At 67.5% G+C, this 15074-nt stretch carries 15 protein-coding genes; 7 read left to right on the forward strand and 8 right to left on the reverse strand.

Translation table 11 applies throughout. The features are described 5' to 3' along the window. Nucleotides 1–3: 3 nt before the first annotated feature. Complete coding sequence (locus IO36_RS23560; RefSeq protein WP_037622761.1) at nucleotides 4–282, reverse strand: hypothetical protein; 279 nt, start codon at nucleotides 280–282, stop codon at nucleotides 4–6. A 724-nt stretch (nucleotides 283–1006) separates the two neighbouring features. On the opposite strand from IO36_RS23560, the gene IO36_RS23565 reads away from it, so the two are divergent. Then, a complete protein-coding gene (locus IO36_RS23565) occupies nucleotides 1007–1750 on the forward strand; it encodes a TIGR02391 family protein (protein WP_078943385.1) in 744 nt (247 codons plus the stop codon). A gap of 489 nt (nucleotides 1751–2239) precedes the next feature. Here the strand turns inward: IO36_RS23565 and IO36_RS43260 are convergent, their stop codons facing one another. Beyond that, nucleotides 2240–2830 (reverse strand): hypothetical protein, encoded by a 591-nt coding sequence (locus IO36_RS43260; protein WP_158997440.1) that lies wholly within the window; start codon nucleotides 2828–2830, stop codon nucleotides 2240–2242. Between the two features lie 259 nt (nucleotides 2831–3089). On the opposite strand from IO36_RS43260, the gene IO36_RS46085 reads away from it, so the two are divergent. The 3 genes from IO36_RS46085 (at nucleotide 3090) to IO36_RS23585 (ending at nucleotide 5937) form a co-directional block, all read left to right on the forward strand. Continuing rightward, a complete protein-coding gene (locus IO36_RS46085) occupies nucleotides 3090–3857 on the forward strand; it encodes a hypothetical protein (RefSeq protein WP_037622764.1) in 768 nt (255 codons plus the stop codon). Between the two features lie 100 nt (nucleotides 3858–3957). Continuing rightward, nucleotides 3958–5616, forward strand: a complete 1659-nt coding sequence (locus IO36_RS23580) for a hypothetical protein (RefSeq protein ID WP_158997442.1) — start codon at nucleotides 3958–3960, stop codon at nucleotides 5614–5616. 123 nt (nucleotides 5617–5739) lie between these two features. Beyond that, a complete protein-coding gene (locus IO36_RS23585) occupies nucleotides 5740–5937 on the forward strand; it encodes a hypothetical protein (RefSeq protein WP_037622767.1) in 198 nt (65 codons plus the stop codon). Nucleotides 5938–6079: 142 nt separating this feature from the next. Here the strand turns inward: IO36_RS23585 and IO36_RS23590 are convergent, their stop codons facing one another. From IO36_RS23590 to IO36_RS23605, 4 genes are all read right to left on the reverse strand, one after another. Further along, nucleotides 6080–6964, reverse strand: coding sequence for a hypothetical protein (locus tag IO36_RS23590; RefSeq protein ID WP_037622770.1), 885 nt, complete (start codon nucleotides 6962–6964; stop codon nucleotides 6080–6082). Then, nucleotides 6961–7200, reverse strand: a complete 240-nt coding sequence (locus IO36_RS23595; protein ID WP_158997444.1) for a hypothetical protein — start codon at nucleotides 7198–7200, stop codon at nucleotides 6961–6963. Before IO36_RS23595 ends, IO36_RS23590 begins: the two co-directional genes overlap by 4 nt. A gap of 331 nt (nucleotides 7201–7531) precedes the next feature. Then, nucleotides 7532–7894, reverse strand: a complete 363-nt coding sequence (locus IO36_RS23600) for a hypothetical protein (RefSeq protein ID WP_037622772.1) — start codon at nucleotides 7892–7894, stop codon at nucleotides 7532–7534. A gap of 520 nt (nucleotides 7895–8414) precedes the next feature. Beyond that, nucleotides 8415–8840 carry a RipA family octameric membrane protein gene (locus tag IO36_RS23605; RefSeq protein ID WP_245173441.1) on the reverse strand — a complete coding sequence of 142 codons (426 nt, stop codon included), beginning with the start codon at nucleotides 8838–8840 and terminating at the stop codon, nucleotides 8415–8417. A gap of 126 nt (nucleotides 8841–8966) precedes the next feature. Here IO36_RS23605 and IO36_RS23610 point away from each other — a divergent pair, with 126 nt between their 5' ends. From IO36_RS23610 to IO36_RS23620, 3 genes are all read left to right on the forward strand, one after another. After that, entirely contained in the window at nucleotides 8967–11675 is a 2709-nt protein-coding gene (locus tag IO36_RS23610) for a hypothetical protein (protein WP_167347412.1), read from the forward strand. Then, entirely contained in the window at nucleotides 11675–12751 is a 1077-nt protein-coding gene (locus IO36_RS23615; RefSeq protein ID WP_037622774.1) for a hypothetical protein, read from the forward strand. Before IO36_RS23610 ends, IO36_RS23615 begins: the two co-directional genes overlap by 1 nt. A gap of 188 nt (nucleotides 12752–12939) precedes the next feature. Continuing rightward, on the forward strand, nucleotides 12940–13551 hold the full coding sequence (locus IO36_RS23620; protein WP_051900860.1) for a GIY-YIG nuclease family protein: 612 nt from the start codon (nucleotides 12940–12942) through the stop codon (nucleotides 13549–13551). Between the two features lie 71 nt (nucleotides 13552–13622). On the opposite strand, the gene IO36_RS23625 is transcribed toward IO36_RS23620, so the two are convergent. Both IO36_RS23625 and IO36_RS43265 read right to left on the reverse strand, forming a co-directional pair. Continuing rightward, nucleotides 13623–13865: a hypothetical protein gene (locus IO36_RS23625; RefSeq protein ID WP_037622775.1), complete on the reverse strand. Its 243-nt coding sequence runs from the start codon at nucleotides 13863–13865 to the stop codon at nucleotides 13623–13625. A 190-nt stretch (nucleotides 13866–14055) separates the two neighbouring features. Continuing rightward, nucleotides 14056–14688 carry a PDDEXK family nuclease gene (locus tag IO36_RS43265; protein ID WP_051900861.1) on the reverse strand — a complete coding sequence of 211 codons (633 nt, stop codon included), beginning with the start codon at nucleotides 14686–14688 and terminating at the stop codon, nucleotides 14056–14058. Between the last annotated feature and the right edge of the window lie 386 nt (nucleotides 14689–15074).

Here is a 15074-nt window from a genome sequence, read left to right on the forward strand (position 1 = left end):
CCCCTACCTGCCCGCGGAGGACCGCACCGCGGCCTCGATGAGGACCGTCACCAGGCGCCGGCCGCCGCCGGCCGCGGTGAGGGTGGCCGCACCGATCGCCCCCAAGCCACCCAGCAGCGTGAAGATGCTGCTGGGCTGGGTGCCGGTGAGGAACAGGCCGCTGCCCAGCCCCAGGACGGCGACCAGCAGGATCAACGCGTGCGTAGGGCCGAAGCGTCCGGCAGCGCCACAGCTGCAGGCCGGGGCCGGGCCGGCCGGGCGGGGAACAGGGAGATCGCTCATGGTGCGGGGGTGTCCGTCCTGACGGGGCCCGCCGACGGACACGCCGGGGCCGGGCTACTGGTCGCAAGGTGGCGCAGCCCTGGGGCAGTTGGCCCTGCCCCAGGGTGCGGGCTGCGCGGGTTCACAGCCTTCCACGCCCGAGCTGCGGGCCACCCATCCGTCATGGGTGCTTTGCCGGATATGCGGCATCCCGGCCCCAGTGGTGTTCCGCATCCGCCACATAATCCGCAAAGCGCCTGTCCCGCGAAAGCGGGCCTGTGGACCGCGACGTGAACGGATGCCGCGCCTGCGGCGGCCCACTGTTTGTTCCAGCAGACTTGCGGCCTAGACCCCCCGAAGGGACTCTGCTCCCAGTACGCCACCAACGGCTATAGGTGGCCTCCTGACGGCTCCTGGTCGCAAGCCCAAAACCGCTTCAGGATCTTGGCAGGCGCGTTGGCCCGCGCCCGCCGACACAGAAGCCGGCACCCTCTTCGGTGCCGGCTTCCGCGTTACCCCGCCCAGGAACTTGTTGCCCCCGGGCCGGGCATGCACGACGAGCACCCGCGAGGCTCCCTTCCATCCGACGGCCTCCTGCCGCCTTCGTCCGGCCCGCCCCGCTCTTCCCGCAGGCAGGGCGGATCGAGAGCAGCACGTCGACCGACTCGATGGCCCGGTCCGGGCCCGAACACCAAGTGCCTGTGCAAGGCCTGAGTGTCAGTGCTGCGACGTAAGGTTGCGGCTCATGAGATTGCAGTACATACCGCCGGTTCCGGCAGAGCAGCTCCGACTGCTGCCCACGCGGGACGTCGCCCTCCTTCTCCTGCAGCACCTCGCTAGTGGCACCGGATATCTCCAGTACGCGAGCACCATGAGCTCGGCACGGCAGGCTTTCCAGGAAGAGCCGGATGCGAACGCGCTCGTGAACCGGCTGTCCGATGCCTGGTGCTGGCTGGAGGCGCAGGCCCTGCTGACCCGCGAGCCCAGCCAGTCCGACGCGTTTCGCCGGATCTCCCGCGACGGCATGGACCTGGCGAAGGACCCCCAGGGCATCACGCGGTTCGAGGCTCGCGAACGGCTCTCCGGCCCGCTCCACCCGGACCTGGAAGACACGGTCCGCACCAACTTCGACCTGGGCGACTACGAGACGGCGTGCTTCGCCGCGATGAAAGCGGTCGAGGTCGCCGTCCGCGACGCCTCCGGACTCGACAACTCCCTGGTCGGAGTGAAACTGATGCGGGAGGCGTTCCGGCCGCACGAGAACGGCAAGACCGGCGGCGCTCTCGCCGACGCAGAAGCCGAAGGCGGAGAGCAGGTGGCCACCGCCAGCCTGTTCGCCGGTGCCATGGGCGCCTACAAGAATCCCGCCAGCCACCGCACCGTCGACTTCGACGACCCGATCGAGGCAGCAGAGATCATCCAGTTCGCCGACCTGCTGCTGCGCCAAGTCGAACGCGCCAAGCGTCGGCAGGCCGCGGCAACGGCATAGACCCGTACACGGTGCCGTGGGCGGGGCCATCGTTTCGCCCCTACTGTGCTGGCCGGCCAGGTAGGCGGCCAGGACAGCCCGGCCCAGCTCGGCGGGATCCGCGCCGGTGGTCGCCCGGCCGAAGTCTTCGCAGATCCACACGCCGCTGAACTGCATCAGGATCTCCCACCGCACGCAGGCGGCCACGCCGTCGCGTAACACCACGCGATCATGCCCCCGCCAGCCGGCCTCCCGTACCGCTACCTGCGAGTACTGGCCGGAAAGCGCGCCCCCGCACCGGGGCGAGGAGGCTCGCACGTGCCGGGTGTGCCGGTCACCGGCGACCCCCGACCGGGGGCACCAAACCGGTTCGCACGGCTCTTGCGTTCTACCGTTGCCGGGACGCGTCGTTACGCCGGGTCGGCGGCGACGAGTGCCATCAGCGTGGGCGGGCCGTGCGACGAACACCCCCATCACGAGGCAGCGTAGCGGCCGTCGTGACCGGGCAGCTCAGATGCGGGAGCGCAGGTAGCCGGGCAGGTGCTTGTCGCAGCAGGCCCACTTCGTGCCGGACTTGTCGGTGACGGCGTACTTGAGCGTCTCGGTGCAGGGCTTGGCCTTGCTGCCTCCCCAGGTACAGCGGCTCTTACTGGCCTGCCCGGAGATGACGTCGGGGTCATGGCGCTGCACGTCAACGGCGGGCGGGCGCTTGCCAGTCAGTTCCGCGACGGCCATGACTTCCTCGGCGCCGAAGGCGCGGCTGACGCCGGAGGGGCTGAGGCCGGCCGCCGCGCCGAGCGATTCCAGCGTGTGTGGGCGCGGCTGGTGAAAGATCCGGCCGTAGGCCAAAAGGAGCCGGATCTTCTCGTCAGCATCCCGCTTGATCTCGACGAGGTCTTCGAGGGCGACCAGGAGCGCGTCGTGCTGCGGGCCGTGCTCCTGTGCCGCCTTGCCCGTCTTCCTGTGCCAGGCAGTCCATGCAAGGCGCCTGGCGTCCAGCGTGTCGAGATCCTCTTGTTGCGGGTCGGCCGGCCTCGGCCAGCGGATGGCGTAGATGTCCTCGTAGCGTGCTTTGAACATCTCCGGCGTCTCATCAATCATACCGTGGAGCATGCACAAGATTTTGAATGAGTACAAGGAGTTTTGATTTGTTGCAAGTTCTCGTGAATGCTTGGGTGTTCGCTGAATGACACCCTCACCCTTGCCTCAGCTGTGGCGTGCTGCCTCGTATGCCGCAGTCGGCCCGCGGTCGCGCGAGCACGACGCTGTGCGTCAACGACGCCGAGCGCGGACCTCGCTGGCCGATCATCTGATCAAAACGGCTACCTCGCGCGGCCCTTGCCTTCTACCGTGGACGGTCATGAGCACGCAGGCCTTCCGGGGCGCCTACCTTCTGCCGCTGTTCCACGCGATCGAGCAGGCCCGCGGTGATGGCGCTTACCGGCAGCTGCCCGCACCCGACCCGGCCAGCAGCCTGGCCACCGATGACGCCCCGCTGGGCCCGTACGCGGCCGCGCATCTGATCCGTGCCTCCTATACCGCCGGCCTGGCCCACACCGACGCCCTGCGCCGCCTGACGGCGGCCGGGGAGGTCGACCCCACCAGCCCCTGGACGCTGCTGCGCGGCGCGCTGGAGAACTTCGCCACCGGCCTGTGGCTCCTCGACGGCGCCGGCCGGGCCGAACGTCGGCGCCGCGCGCTGTCGCTGTGGGACGAGGACATGCGCAACCGCCAGCAGCACGAGACGGACACCGGCCACCAGCCCTCCGGTGAGGGTATGAGCGGCGCGCAGCGCCGCGCCGAGATACGGGGCATCGCCGACCGTCTCGGCCTGCCCCCGCTCACCCGGCCCACCACCCACCAGATCGTGCTCGCTGCCGCGCCCACCGCCGGCCTGACTGCCCTCAAGGTCGGCGCCGCCTGGCGGGCGGCCTCCGGGTTCGCGCACGGCCGCTACTGGTCCAACCTGCGCGCTTCCCAGCCGCGTGCGGCCATACCGGGAGCCGACGGCGTCCACACCGTCGCCCTCGTCATCGACGAGGACCACCACCGGCCGCTGGCCGTGTACTGCCACACCATGCTCGACCGACTGCAGGAGCACTACGACGCGCGTGCCCGGGCCCGCTGAGCGCGCTCCAACTGGCCCGGCCCGCCGGAGAGGACAACCTCGGACCGCTGGGCGATGGCCGAGTGCTGCACATCGGCAGGAGAGCACAGGAGTGGGGAAGATGTCCGGCAACGCAGAGACCAACGTGCGTATCGCGCCCAGCGCCCTGGAAGCCTTGACGCGGGTCACGGCCTGGCATGGGACGTCGCGGGATGCGACGATCCGCGAACTGCTCACCGAGCACGTCGCCGCGCAGGAACAGAGGCAGCCCGAGGACCGGATGACCCACATCTCCACCGTGCTGCGTTACCCGCGGCCGCCGCGCTGGCGAGGCGACCCCCGACACGACGTCCCTCTGCGAGTCCGGGCACCTGCCAGCCTGCTGCAGCGGGCCCGCGCCGTCTCCCTGCAACTGCCCGGCCAGCACCCGCGCGCCCACCGGGACTACCAGGGCCGCCTCCTCACCGATGCGGTGACAACAGCCATCGCCCAGGCCGAACCCTTCACCGACACCTTCCTCACCGACCTGCTCCCGCTCCTGCGCCACGGCGCCGCATTCGGCCTGTGGCGGCTGGTGGTGGCCGCGAGCAGCACTGCACCGGAGAAGGCCGCGCTGGAGAAGGCGCGCGCCGTACGAGCCGGCTACCGACGGACCGACACCCTGTTGACACCCGACCAGCACCACCTTTTGCGTGTCGCGGAGGTCCTGGACGAGGAGGAGGCATGGCATGCGGCCATGCGGTTTCGAATAGCCACCGTCGCAGCCCGCCGCTACCTCACCGGCCCGCGGGCCGAGGCCGCCGAGCAGGCCCTGTACGAGCAGGGCGACGCCTGGCACGAGTTGCAGCGGAAGTTTCTCAGGACCGACTGGGAAGGCAGGTCGTTCCGACGGCGGCACGGAATCACAAGTTACGACTGGACCGGCCGGGGCGGAACGGCAGTCTGGCGTGCCGAGCGCCGAGCCAACCTTGAATACCTCGAGGACTGGCTGGTCGACCGTGCAAAGGGCGATCCTGCCGCCGGCGTGATGGAAGACTCAGGAGCTCCCCTCTGGCTGCTGCGCACACCGGCTGCCTGGTCTGCTCACGCGCCATGGAGCGCGTCCGGCCGTGTTTCCCGGCTGTGCGCCTCGTGGGTCGCAGAAGGCCGCCTGCTGGCCTTTCCCTACCGCAACCGGCAGGCCTTCTGGCCGCTCCAGCGACAGCAGGGCACGCCCGGGCCGGCACCCGTGCCCGGCTTCGAATCCGTGGCCGCCGCGGCCGCCGGGTTGCGCCCCGACAAGGTCACCGGCTTTATCGAGGCGGTCCTCATCGACTGGAGTCACACCTTCGCCGAGGAACCCGGGGTGCGGACCGTTCTGGACCTCCCTGCAGACCGGGCCCGTCGCTTCGGCCTCATCACCGCCGAGGAACAGCACCGGGCCATGGCCGAGGCCCGCGCCATGACGCTGAGGACCATGGACGACTTCATCGCCTGGGCCGCAGAAGAGGGGGCAAGCGAGTTCGACCTGCACAGGTTGAAGGAGGCGCGGGGCAGCGCCCGCGCGTTCCACCGTCTTACCCGCACCTACCCCCGGCACGCGAGGCCGAAGTTCCGTGTGGCTTGGGCCACCTGGGCATGGCCCGGCGGATCGGTGGCCGCAGAACTCGCCGCAGGTACCCCGCCCGACCTCGTCCGGTGGCTCGCCGCTGCGGCTCACAGCGCAAGCTCCCTGATCCTGGAGCGGGCGATGGAGCAGGCCTGGCATCACGCCTTCGATCGGTACGGATTCCGTATGTGACACCCACCGTTACACAGAAAAACCCTCGCTCCTGTGAGTTGGATGCACGCTCGACGCACAATCCGGGCACGGCATTTGCGCGCCGCCAATCGGTGCGCCCGTCTCAATGGGGGAGACCTCGCAATGAACCGACCGCTGATCTCGTTTCTGGCCACCGGTGTCACCACCACGGCGGTAGCGGTGACCGGTGCACCGTGGTGGCTGGCCATCGCGGCCTTCGGCTGCCTCGTGCTGGGCCTGGCCGTCATCGCGCTGCAGTCGGTCTTTCCCCAGGAGTCCGCTCACCGGCTCGCCTGGTGGCGTGACCGCCGGAAGCGGTAGTGCCCGACGCATCTCGCAGGGGCAGCCACCGCACGCACGGCGGAGCCGTGCCGTCCTGCCTGTGCCAACCAGGACCGGAGGCCGCCGTGCACCCCGCTGAGTGTGGGAGTGCCGGCCGGATGCCAGGAGGAAGACGGCTGGGTCAGCGGCCGATCTCGTCGGCGCAGCGGGCACGCTCAAGATACGCGGCCAGCTCGGCGCGCAGGCCGCCCTGAGCGTTGGCCGCCAGCCTCGTCTGCCGCTCCAGCTCGTCGAGCTCGGCTTCGGTGAGCGAGTCGATCCCGGCGACCTTGCGCCGGTGCTCGGCTTCTTCCTCGTAACGCAGCTGCTGGTCGTACCAGTCGAGTTCGGGTTCGACGCGCCACGCCAGGGCAGTCTCGTTATCTTGCTGTCGCGCCTCGGCCCACTCGACCACCGCGCACGGGTATGAGGACGTCGGCCCAGGCGGCCCGGCCAGGATCCGCGCGCGGCCGTCTAGCAGGGCACGGGTGGCCTTCTCGCCTGCACCGATGGCCGCGGCGAAGTCGATCAGGAGCTGCTCACTGGCCAGCCCCCGACCGTTCAGGGTGTTGTCGAGGTCCCTGCGGGAGAACCGGCCCCCGCCCGCGGCGACGATCGCGCCCGGGGTGGGGCCGCCGGCGGCGGCGACCATGAGGGCCATGGCCCTGCCCATCCCGGTCGGGGTGGTGAAGCGGCGCGGTACGTACCGGTCTCCGGCCGCCAGGACCGGCTGCGGGCGGACGGCACCCGCAGCCGCCTCCCACACCTCAGCGGCCGTGGGGCCGTCGGCGTCGGCGCCTTGGGCGAAGGCGAGGACGGTGTGCCGCGTGGGCAGTCGGCCGTTCGGGGTCAGGGCCCGGCGCAGGGTGCACTCGGAGATGGGCATCCCGGCTAGCATCGCCCGGCGGGCGATGCTGTCGAAGGTCCGTCTGCCCTTGGCGTTGCGCATCCAGCCGCGCAGCGCGGTCAGTTCCACGGGTTCGGCCGCCCGCCTGCCGATCCGAACCGGGCTGCCGGGGCGGCTCATTCCCGGATCCCGGAGGCGAGGGCGGCGAGCAGGCGGCTCGCACGCCCGGGCAGCAGCAGGAGACAGACCGCCGCGACAAGCGCCGTCAGCACAGCGGGAATCGGGCGCTGGAGGATGGCGAGCACGGTCACCGCGGCGATGGAGGCGATGAGGACACAGGCCTCACCGGCTCCCAGACGCCGGGACGCGTCCGGGGCGGCCGGCCGGGCGCTGGCGGCGCCGGTGGACGGGTGCATGGGCATGACGGTATCTCCAGGTACGTGTGCTGGGGTTCGAATAGCCGCGGGCGCGGCGGGACTTCGCCCGGCGCGGTGAGCAGATGGTGGCAGCGCGCGGACCGCGTGCGCGAGCCGATCACGCCCGACCCGGAACCGACGTACCTTCCACGGTCGCCCCATCTGCGCAGGTCAGACCCCAGAACCGAGCAAAAGGCCGTCCACGACCGAAGCAGAGAGCCCGGCCTCCACGAGCGGTCGGCGACTCATCCTTGTCCGCCTGGACGCACGCACGGCCCCCACGAGCGGAACGCGGGCGCTGCCCGGCGCGCCCGGCCACTCTTTGAGGACTTCAGAGGGACCCACCAGGGCCGTCATCCGCGTCTTCACCCACCCCGCGCGAGCCCTTCGCCAGCTCTTCCATGGAGCGCATCCACTTCTCCCCGAAGCCGACGGCCCCCCTCTCGTCGCCGGGGATGTTGAAGATGTTCGGGTTCTCGGCAAACTGGTCCATCAAGATCTGGTACAGCCCGTCGAAGAACGGCGCGAGGAAAACCGCCAGGGACTCGGCGAACTGCCTGGGGGAGGGGTTGACGGCGACGACGTGGTCCAGAAACGGGAACATGCCGAGGTCGTCGATCCGCTGCCGGAGCGCGGCCTGCGCCGGGGTATCCGGCAGGAGCAGTCCGTGCAGCATGTACAGCCCGTAGAACATCCGCTGTGAAGTGCCACTGCGTTGTCAGCAGCCGCATGCTATTTCTTTGACAGCATTGGCTTGCCTGAGTTTGTCGCCTGACCTGGGGTAACGTCCTTCATTTCACTGGCATCTCATGGCACCAGGAACTGACAGGTAGTGGCATCAGCCCAGGACAGCTTCGTGGCACTTCCTATGGGCTCATATGAGGGTCGTGACCTGGGTGCGGGCTGTGGGCGGCATTAGCGGCTCTGAGTCTCGGGTGGTGCCGACCGTGACGATCAAGAACAAGGAAGCGTGGCTGGTGCCGGTGCTGGGTTCCGCCGCCCGGCCCGAGGGGCCGTACGGCTCAGGTACCTCCGCAGGCTGGAATCCTAAGTCCCGTTGGCGAGGGAACTTTTCGGTGGCTGAGGTCCCCAGCACTTTTCGGGGACGGGCAGCGCGACCTGCTGCTTACGTTCTCTGACGCGGTTACGACGGCGGGATGGTCGTGCTGGTGAGCCTGAGAGTTGGGGCGAGGGGTCAGCCGCAGCCTGGGTGATCAGGAGTCCACAAGCAGGATGATCAGGAGAGTGAGGTAGGCGAGCGCGAAGACGATCGGTACGCATTGTTCGATACGGGTCATGGGTAGGTAGCGGGACCCGTCTCTGCCTGCGCCGACGGCCGTCCATTCCGCGCGGTACCAGGGGCCGGCGGGCAGTCGTTCCTCGAGTGCGCCGATCACTCGGAACTTGGCTGAGCTGAGTTGCTGGTAGGAGCGCAGGATCCAGTACCAGGCGCCGCATTCCACGAGGAGGACGACGACGGCGAGGACGAGCACGGCGCTGGTACCCCAGGAAGGGCGGCGTCCTACGCTTCCGAGAGCGGCGAAGATGCTGCTGTTTATCAGGAGGAAGAAGGTGTTCGTCGTTGCCCTACGGGCGCTGATCCGGTCCGTCATCTCCACGTACAGCTTGTACTGATCCATGACTGCGGACTGGTACTTCTCGCAGTGGCCTGAATAGGCCGAGTGATCAATTGTGTCGTTCCACAGGTTGTCCCTGACGTGGTCAGAAGAGATGCGTTGGCGTCGGAGCACGGTTCCCCCGTTTCCGTGAACATCGATCAGAGTGATTGTCTGCGCTGGGATGCGGAAGGCCAACAGTGCCTCCGTAAAATGGGGTTGATCGGCAGACGGGGCACGGGGGGGCGTGGCGTGGGGGTCGAGGAAACACTCACTGATCTGGTCGGGCGGGTCGAGTCCTTCATCGAGCGCGGGGACTCGGCCGCAGTCCTCGATCAGGCTGCCCTGACGACCGCACTCGACCTCCATGGCGGTCAAGAAGCGCGGCCACGGACTGAAGGAGGTGGTGATGCGCAGGGCCAGGGCGGGGGCATCGGGTACGTGACGGCCATGTTCCTGTGGTGCCACACGGCCGCCGGTCACCGGCCACCGAACCTCCTGATGGTGTCTCAGGCCCTCAGCGCCTTCCTTCTGGTGGCCCAGGAGTCCGGGGCCGTTCCCCAGCGATGGCAGCCCCTTGTGTCAGTTGTGGTGCCTCACATCGAACGGGATGCCCGAGCGCGGCAGGGGATCACGCTCATGGAACGCGGTCTGCACGAGGATGACGAGACGGCTCTGGACAGAGGCATTCAGCTGGTCCGTGCAAGCCTCACGGGAGACCACCGTCCGCTCCCCATTGACGGCGAGGCGCGGCACAAGCTGTCCCTCGCGTTGTGGAGTCGCTTTGGTCGCAGCGCTGATCTCGCAGATCTTGACGAGGCCATCCGTCTCGGGGAACGGACGCTCTCCCAGGTCGAAGATCCAGGACGGGAGAAGTACGCGGAGTTCGTAGCTACGATGCTGACGCGACGGTATAGGACGACCGGCCTGGTGGCCGATCTCGAGCGAGCCGAGGAAGTCTGCCGCGGCGGCAAGGGCGCCGAGCACGACAAAGACCTCCCCACCGTACTGCTGGCACTCCTGCATGACATCCGCCTGACGCTGTTCGAGGCCGGCACGGACCTGGCCGTCGCCGATGACGTCATACGTCTGGGGGAGATGCTCCTGGGCCGGACCAAGGGCGAGGACCACGGCTTCATGCTGGCGGCGCACGCCGATGTCTATGCCCTGCGGTTCCAGCGCAGCCAGTCGCCGGCTGACCGCGACAAGGCGATCGAGTTCCGTCGGCGGGCTCAGGACACGTACGGCTTGGGAGCCGAGCGGCGCCAAGTCACGCTGGAACTGCACCAAGAGCTCCTGCAGAGGTGGAACCAGGAGGACCAGCCCAATGACCTGGACGAACTCATCGAGATGACCTCGGCCCTCGTAGCGGAACAGGAGGGCGAGGAACGCGTCTTCTTGCTGCGCCACCTGAACGACCTTTTATGGGCCCGGATACAGCGGACCATCTCCGTCGACGATCTGAACTCGATGATCGAGGTGTTGCGGGAACTGAACCGGCTGAACGATCCGCCCGATGGCCAAGACCTCTCTCATCTCTGCTATCTCCTCGCCTTGCGCAACCGGCGAAACCACGCCGTCATCGACCTGGACGAGGCAGTCACCTACCTGGACGAGGCGGTCGCCGCCGGACGAGCCTCTGTCGAGGCACCCGCTTCCGACGCGCACCAAATGGAAGGACGTCTGTCGAATCTCTTCGGCACCCTGGGCTTGCTCGCCGAGAGCACGGGATCGGCGCAGGCCTACAACGACACCGTGGAGGTTGCCGAGCGAGCCGCCGGGTTGTTTCCCGCAGGCAGTACCGACTCTGTCCGCCCGCTGATGAACCTCTCCACCAGTCTCTGGGCGCGCTTCCAGGCGCTTGGTGATCCGGCTGACCTCGACCAAGCGATCAGCTACGGGCAGAGTGCCCTTGATACACCGGGCCTCGACGAAGCGGCGCGCGTGGAGATCGGCGCGACGCTGGTCGTAAGTCTGGCCTTCAAATTCCATCGCCGTGGTGACGAAGCCACGCTGCGGCAAGCCCTGGCTGTGATCGAGCGAGGTATCGATGCGTCGCCTGCCTGGGTGCAGAGCCTGCAGGGCCTCATCCGCGCCGTGGCGCACCACATCGAGCAGGCATCCGGTCCTGAACCAAGCGCCGACAACACCACCGCAGACAACGAGAGGACATTCCGCCAGATCCACACGGGCCTGCTCGGGCTCTACGAACAGACTCTGTGGCTCTCGGCCGCACACGTGATGGAACTGGGCGCCACGACCGCCAGCCTGGAGCTGATCGACCAGTCACTGAAACTCCTCGAAGAAGCCCTGGAACTGTCTGACGAGGAGCGGCGCATCAACTACCTCGGACTTCGCGGTGAGATCCTGATCCGACGCTGGCAGATCTCCAAGGAACGGCCAGACCTGGACAGGGCCATCGAACTCCTCGTCCAGGCCGCGGCAGCTCCCGCCGAGACCAGCCCCGCCCGCTCGCTGGCCGCCCATCACGGCAACTCCGCGGCAACGGCTCTCTACCGCCGGTTCCGCCGCCGGCGACGTGCGAACGACCTCCGGGAAGCCGAGCGTCAGTTGGAGCGCGCGATCGGGCACGCCGCTACCACCGACACCGAACTGCACCAGCAGATGAGCGCCTTCCTGGACCACATCCGCGACTTCGGCGTCAAAACAGAAGTCTCAATAGTTCACTCGGACATCATGGAGTTCGACAAAGAAGACCTCATCTCACCGCAGGCCATGATGAACCTGGAAGCGTGGAAGGCTGGCGAAGCACGAAAATCCGGGCTGTCGTGGGTGCACACGCAGGACATTCCAGACCAGACGGAGAGCTCCGAACCGCCGACTCCCGAGGTGATCTGATGGCCAGCCGCCGCGTGTTGTTCCTGCGTACCTTCAGAAACGACGACACCAACTTCGTCATCGTCAACAACCTCGCGCTCGCTCTCGACGCGACGGACCGCATTGAGGTCGTCGGCGACACCCGGGACAGGGAACTCGCCACCGAGCACTGGCAAAAGGCCTTCGGCCAGCACAGCCGGCCCGAGAGCCGCATCGACTTCATCGTGTCCACCCGGACCGATTGGCGACGCAAGATCATGGAGAGAATCCACGAGGCCGACGCGATCGTCCTGTTCATCAGCCCGAAAGACCTCGACTTTCCCGAATTCTCCTTCTCGCCGTCCCGGAGCGAGATCGGCGGCGCGAGTAACTGGGAACGTTTCATGGACGAGCCGATGACACCTCCCCTCACCGGGCAGGGACTGCTTCAGGAGATCTCCTACCTCAACCGCCTGCAGCGCCTTCCCCACACAGTGGTGGTATGCGACGCAAAGTTCCAGCCCACCCTGGACGACCTGATCGTGCTCGGCGGGATGATCGGCTACGCGGTGGACCTGGCAGGCAACCTGATCACACCAAAACTCACCGCCACGGACAAACAGGTCGGACACCTGCGAAAAGTGTTCCGCGGCATCACCTACCAGCGACCGGATCCAAATTGTCCGACCATGCCCCTCCTCGCTGACGCCATCCGAGACGCCCTCACCGACATGGCTGCCGGAGGCAGTACACGGCATCTGCCTCCCTGGAAACTGGAGGACCTTGCCGGCGCATCACCGGAGCCGAGAAGGCTGCCACCCGACAACGAACTCAAGATCATCGCGTTCAGTGACGTAGAGAAGGTGTTCTTCATCCCCTCCGGCGAGATCATTCAGATCGACGAACAGGAGATGCGACGCATACTCAACCGCACGGCTGTGCGCACTGGATGTCCATATTGCCGGGCTCCTATGGAGAAAATGTTCTTCTACACAAGAGGACTGGCCAGGCTGGGCCTCGGCAACGCCTCCGGAGAGAATGACTGGCCGAACGCCAAGTGCCAGGTGTGCGGAAGCAAGTCGAGTCTTTTCGGCGAGGACATGCTTGCCCCGCAATAGCCGGTGAAACCAGCGCTGTGTCCCCTTCGGTGCAGGCCCGACGCCAATCTACCGATGGAAAGCTCGCCTGAGGCAGCCGGAACTATTGCTCCATCGGGTGGCGCGTAACCGTGTCGGACGAGAAGCCGTCCCGGCAGGCGAACCGAACGCTTTCGGCAGCACCACTCCCTACGGCAGGAACCCGCCCTGTGAACGTTTCCGTCTTCACTGCTGACCTCCACGTAGCTGGCCACGACATGCCGGACGTGTCCCTGACCGTGACATCGTCGCGGCGTCCGCCCGGTCCCCCCAACCACCGCGTGGACATAGACGTGGACGCTGTCATCGAACTGCTCGAGCTGGTCGAGGGCGGAGGTGCCAGCGTCGGCGCAGTGCGCGACATGCTCAACCGCGTTGTGGAAGAGGCCAAAGAAGAAGTCCGACGCGAGGACGAGTCACTCGTCCAGCTCAGAGACCAGTCCGTCCTCCACAAGGCTCCGGCTAAGAAGCCTCAGTACGACACCCGGTCCGTGTACGTCGTCTCTTCTGAGGCCGAAGCGAAGATAGTCAAGATTGGTGTATCCAAAGACGTCCCCGGGCGCCTGAAATCGCTGCAATCCGGGTCTGGTTCACCGCTGATCGTGCGCTGGACCTCGACTGGGGGCGGTCTCTTGGAGGCCCGCCTGCACGACCGTTTCGCGAGAAGAGCGCTGGGCGGTGAGTGGTTTGACTTCAGAGACGTCGCAGACCCCGTCGGAATGATCGCGAAAGCCGCACAACGTCTGCTGAAGGGCGCCAGCGTCGTCGAGCCCCCGGCATGAGGAAGGGAAATGGAGCGCCGCAACCACGTTCGGCCACTCCAATCTCCGGAGCGTCAAGCCAGGTCCTGCCTCTACACGGGGAAGAGGTCTTCCTGCGCATAGTCGGCGACAGCGCGCGAAGGGTAGGCCAGCCCGAGCAACATGAACGTTCGGGGACAGGCGGCGATGTTCCCGACGAGGGCGTGGACCGCGTGCCCGGTGGTGAACATCCAGGTCAGCCAGCGCTCGTAGAACTTGTCCCGCACCTGGCGGGGACCGCAGGTGCGCAGAAACTTCCGGTACGACTCGCTGGCCTTCCAGCCCTTGAGGTGCATGTCGTGAACGGGAAGGGGCCGGGGGCAACGGGCCGCCGTGCTGGCCGTCGGTCACCGCGTGATGCCACGTGTCCCGCAGGGCAGGCAGCTCGTGCTGTGCACCGGGCAGGCAGAGGAAGTCCTCGACGCCCCAGTCGATGAGCACGCCCTGGCGCGAGAGGCACAGCGCGACGGTGGAAATGGCGTGCGATCACAACACGCCGCTCTCGGGGCCGTCGGTAAGGCCGAGCTCGGCATCGGTGAACGGCCCACCCAGGTCGGGCATCGCGAAAAGACCTATCCGGGCGCTGGCCTCAACGAAGCGGACGAACCGGTCGACGGGCCGGTGGGTCTGTTCCTTCTCCAACAGTGCGTGACAGGCGCGGCAGCGCCAGGGACGCCTGAGAGTGATCCACTGCGCCCGTGTGCACACGGTGCATGTCACGAAATACGCGGACGGACCGAAGGGGGTTGCCCAGTTCGCGTAGCCGCTACGGGGCCGGTGGCCAGGTTCGTTCCACTCGGAGGGCAGCGACGGCTTGCCGAGGAGGACGAATTCACCGCCGGGCCACCGGCAGGTGCAGGCGGCCTGACACCGGCAGGCGCGGGTTCGGGCCAGCTCTTCTGTCTTCTCGGTACGAGGTATGCCCGGGCCTTTGACCTCGATCCAGGTACCGAGCTCGGGCAGCCAGAAGTCGGGGAGATACAACGTGCCGGAGTCCAGAGTGATCATCTCCGGTTCGTACTCCCACCGGATACCGTTGCCGTCCAGGGTGGCGGCCCAGTCGGCCTCAAGGCGTGAGCGGAACGTGGTGTTGCCGTAGCGGGTCGGGACGGCATCCATGGACGGCCCAGGAACCTCGGGTGTGCTGACCAAACCGGACTTCCGTTCTGCAGTGACGACCGCTTCGATTATGCCGGTGACCGCCTCGCAGCGGGGGCGCATCGGCTTCGGCACCCGTGGGTCTGGTCCCGTCGGCCGTGCCGGGTGTTCAACGACCTTGCGGGACAGACGGGGCTCGTCGTCAACTCCACGGGGAACACGCCGCGGTACGGAGAGCCGACCGATCAGCAGGATTCGAAGCCTGGCATGACAGGACAGCAGCCCTGACCGCTTGGGGCACCCCCCAACAGCAGCACTGCAGCCCCGGCCCCGCACGGCTCACAACTACATCCTTGCCCGGCAACCGCAGCGGAGACAGCCATGGCTTTCGACCCCACCTCGGGCCG

It is taken from the genome of Streptomyces aureus, from assembly GCF_000725495.1.
In the GTDB taxonomy this organism is placed as follows: Bacteria; Actinomycetota; Actinomycetes; order Streptomycetales; family Streptomycetaceae; genus Streptomyces; species Streptomyces aureus_B.

Excerpts from the sequence above, each read along its gene's own strand:
- IO36_RS23600 (WP_037622772.1), bottom strand. The coding sequence starts at position 7,894 with ATGTTCTACGGGCTGTACATGCTGCACGGACTGCTCCTGCCGGATACC.
- IO36_RS43265 (WP_051900861.1), bottom strand. The coding sequence starts at position 14,688 with ATGGATGCCGTCCCGACCCGCTACGGCAACACCACGTTCCGCTCACGC.
- IO36_RS23595 (WP_158997444.1), bottom strand. The coding sequence starts at position 7,200 with ATGCACCCGTCCACCGGCGCCGCCAGCGCCCGGCCGGCCGCCCCGGAC.
- IO36_RS23560 (WP_037622761.1), bottom strand. The coding sequence starts at position 282 with ATGAGCGATCTCCCTGTTCCCCGCCCGGCCGGCCCGGCCCCGGCCTGC.
- IO36_RS23590 (WP_037622770.1), bottom strand. The coding sequence starts at position 6,964 with ATGAGCCGCCCCGGCAGCCCGGTTCGGATCGGCAGGCGGGCGGCCGAA.
- IO36_RS23625 (WP_037622775.1), bottom strand. The coding sequence starts at position 13,865 with ATGCACCTCAAGGGCTGGAAGGCCAGCGAGTCGTACCGGAAGTTTCTG.
- IO36_RS43260 (WP_158997440.1), bottom strand. The coding sequence starts at position 2,830 with ATGATTGATGAGACGCCGGAGATGTTCAAAGCACGCTACGAGGACATC.
- IO36_RS23615 (WP_037622774.1), top strand. The coding sequence starts at position 11,675 with ATGGCCAGCCGCCGCGTGTTGTTCCTGCGTACCTTCAGAAACGACGAC.
- IO36_RS23605 (WP_245173441.1), bottom strand. The coding sequence starts at position 8,840 with ATGGATCAGTACAAGCTGTACGTGGAGATGACGGACCGGATCAGCGCC.
- IO36_RS23565 (WP_078943385.1), top strand. The coding sequence starts at position 1,007 with ATGAGATTGCAGTACATACCGCCGGTTCCGGCAGAGCAGCTCCGACTG.
- IO36_RS46085 (WP_037622764.1), top strand. The coding sequence starts at position 3,090 with ATGAGCACGCAGGCCTTCCGGGGCGCCTACCTTCTGCCGCTGTTCCAC.
- IO36_RS23580 (WP_158997442.1), top strand. The coding sequence starts at position 3,958 with ATGTCCGGCAACGCAGAGACCAACGTGCGTATCGCGCCCAGCGCCCTG.
- IO36_RS23585 (WP_037622767.1), top strand. The coding sequence starts at position 5,740 with ATGAACCGACCGCTGATCTCGTTTCTGGCCACCGGTGTCACCACCACG.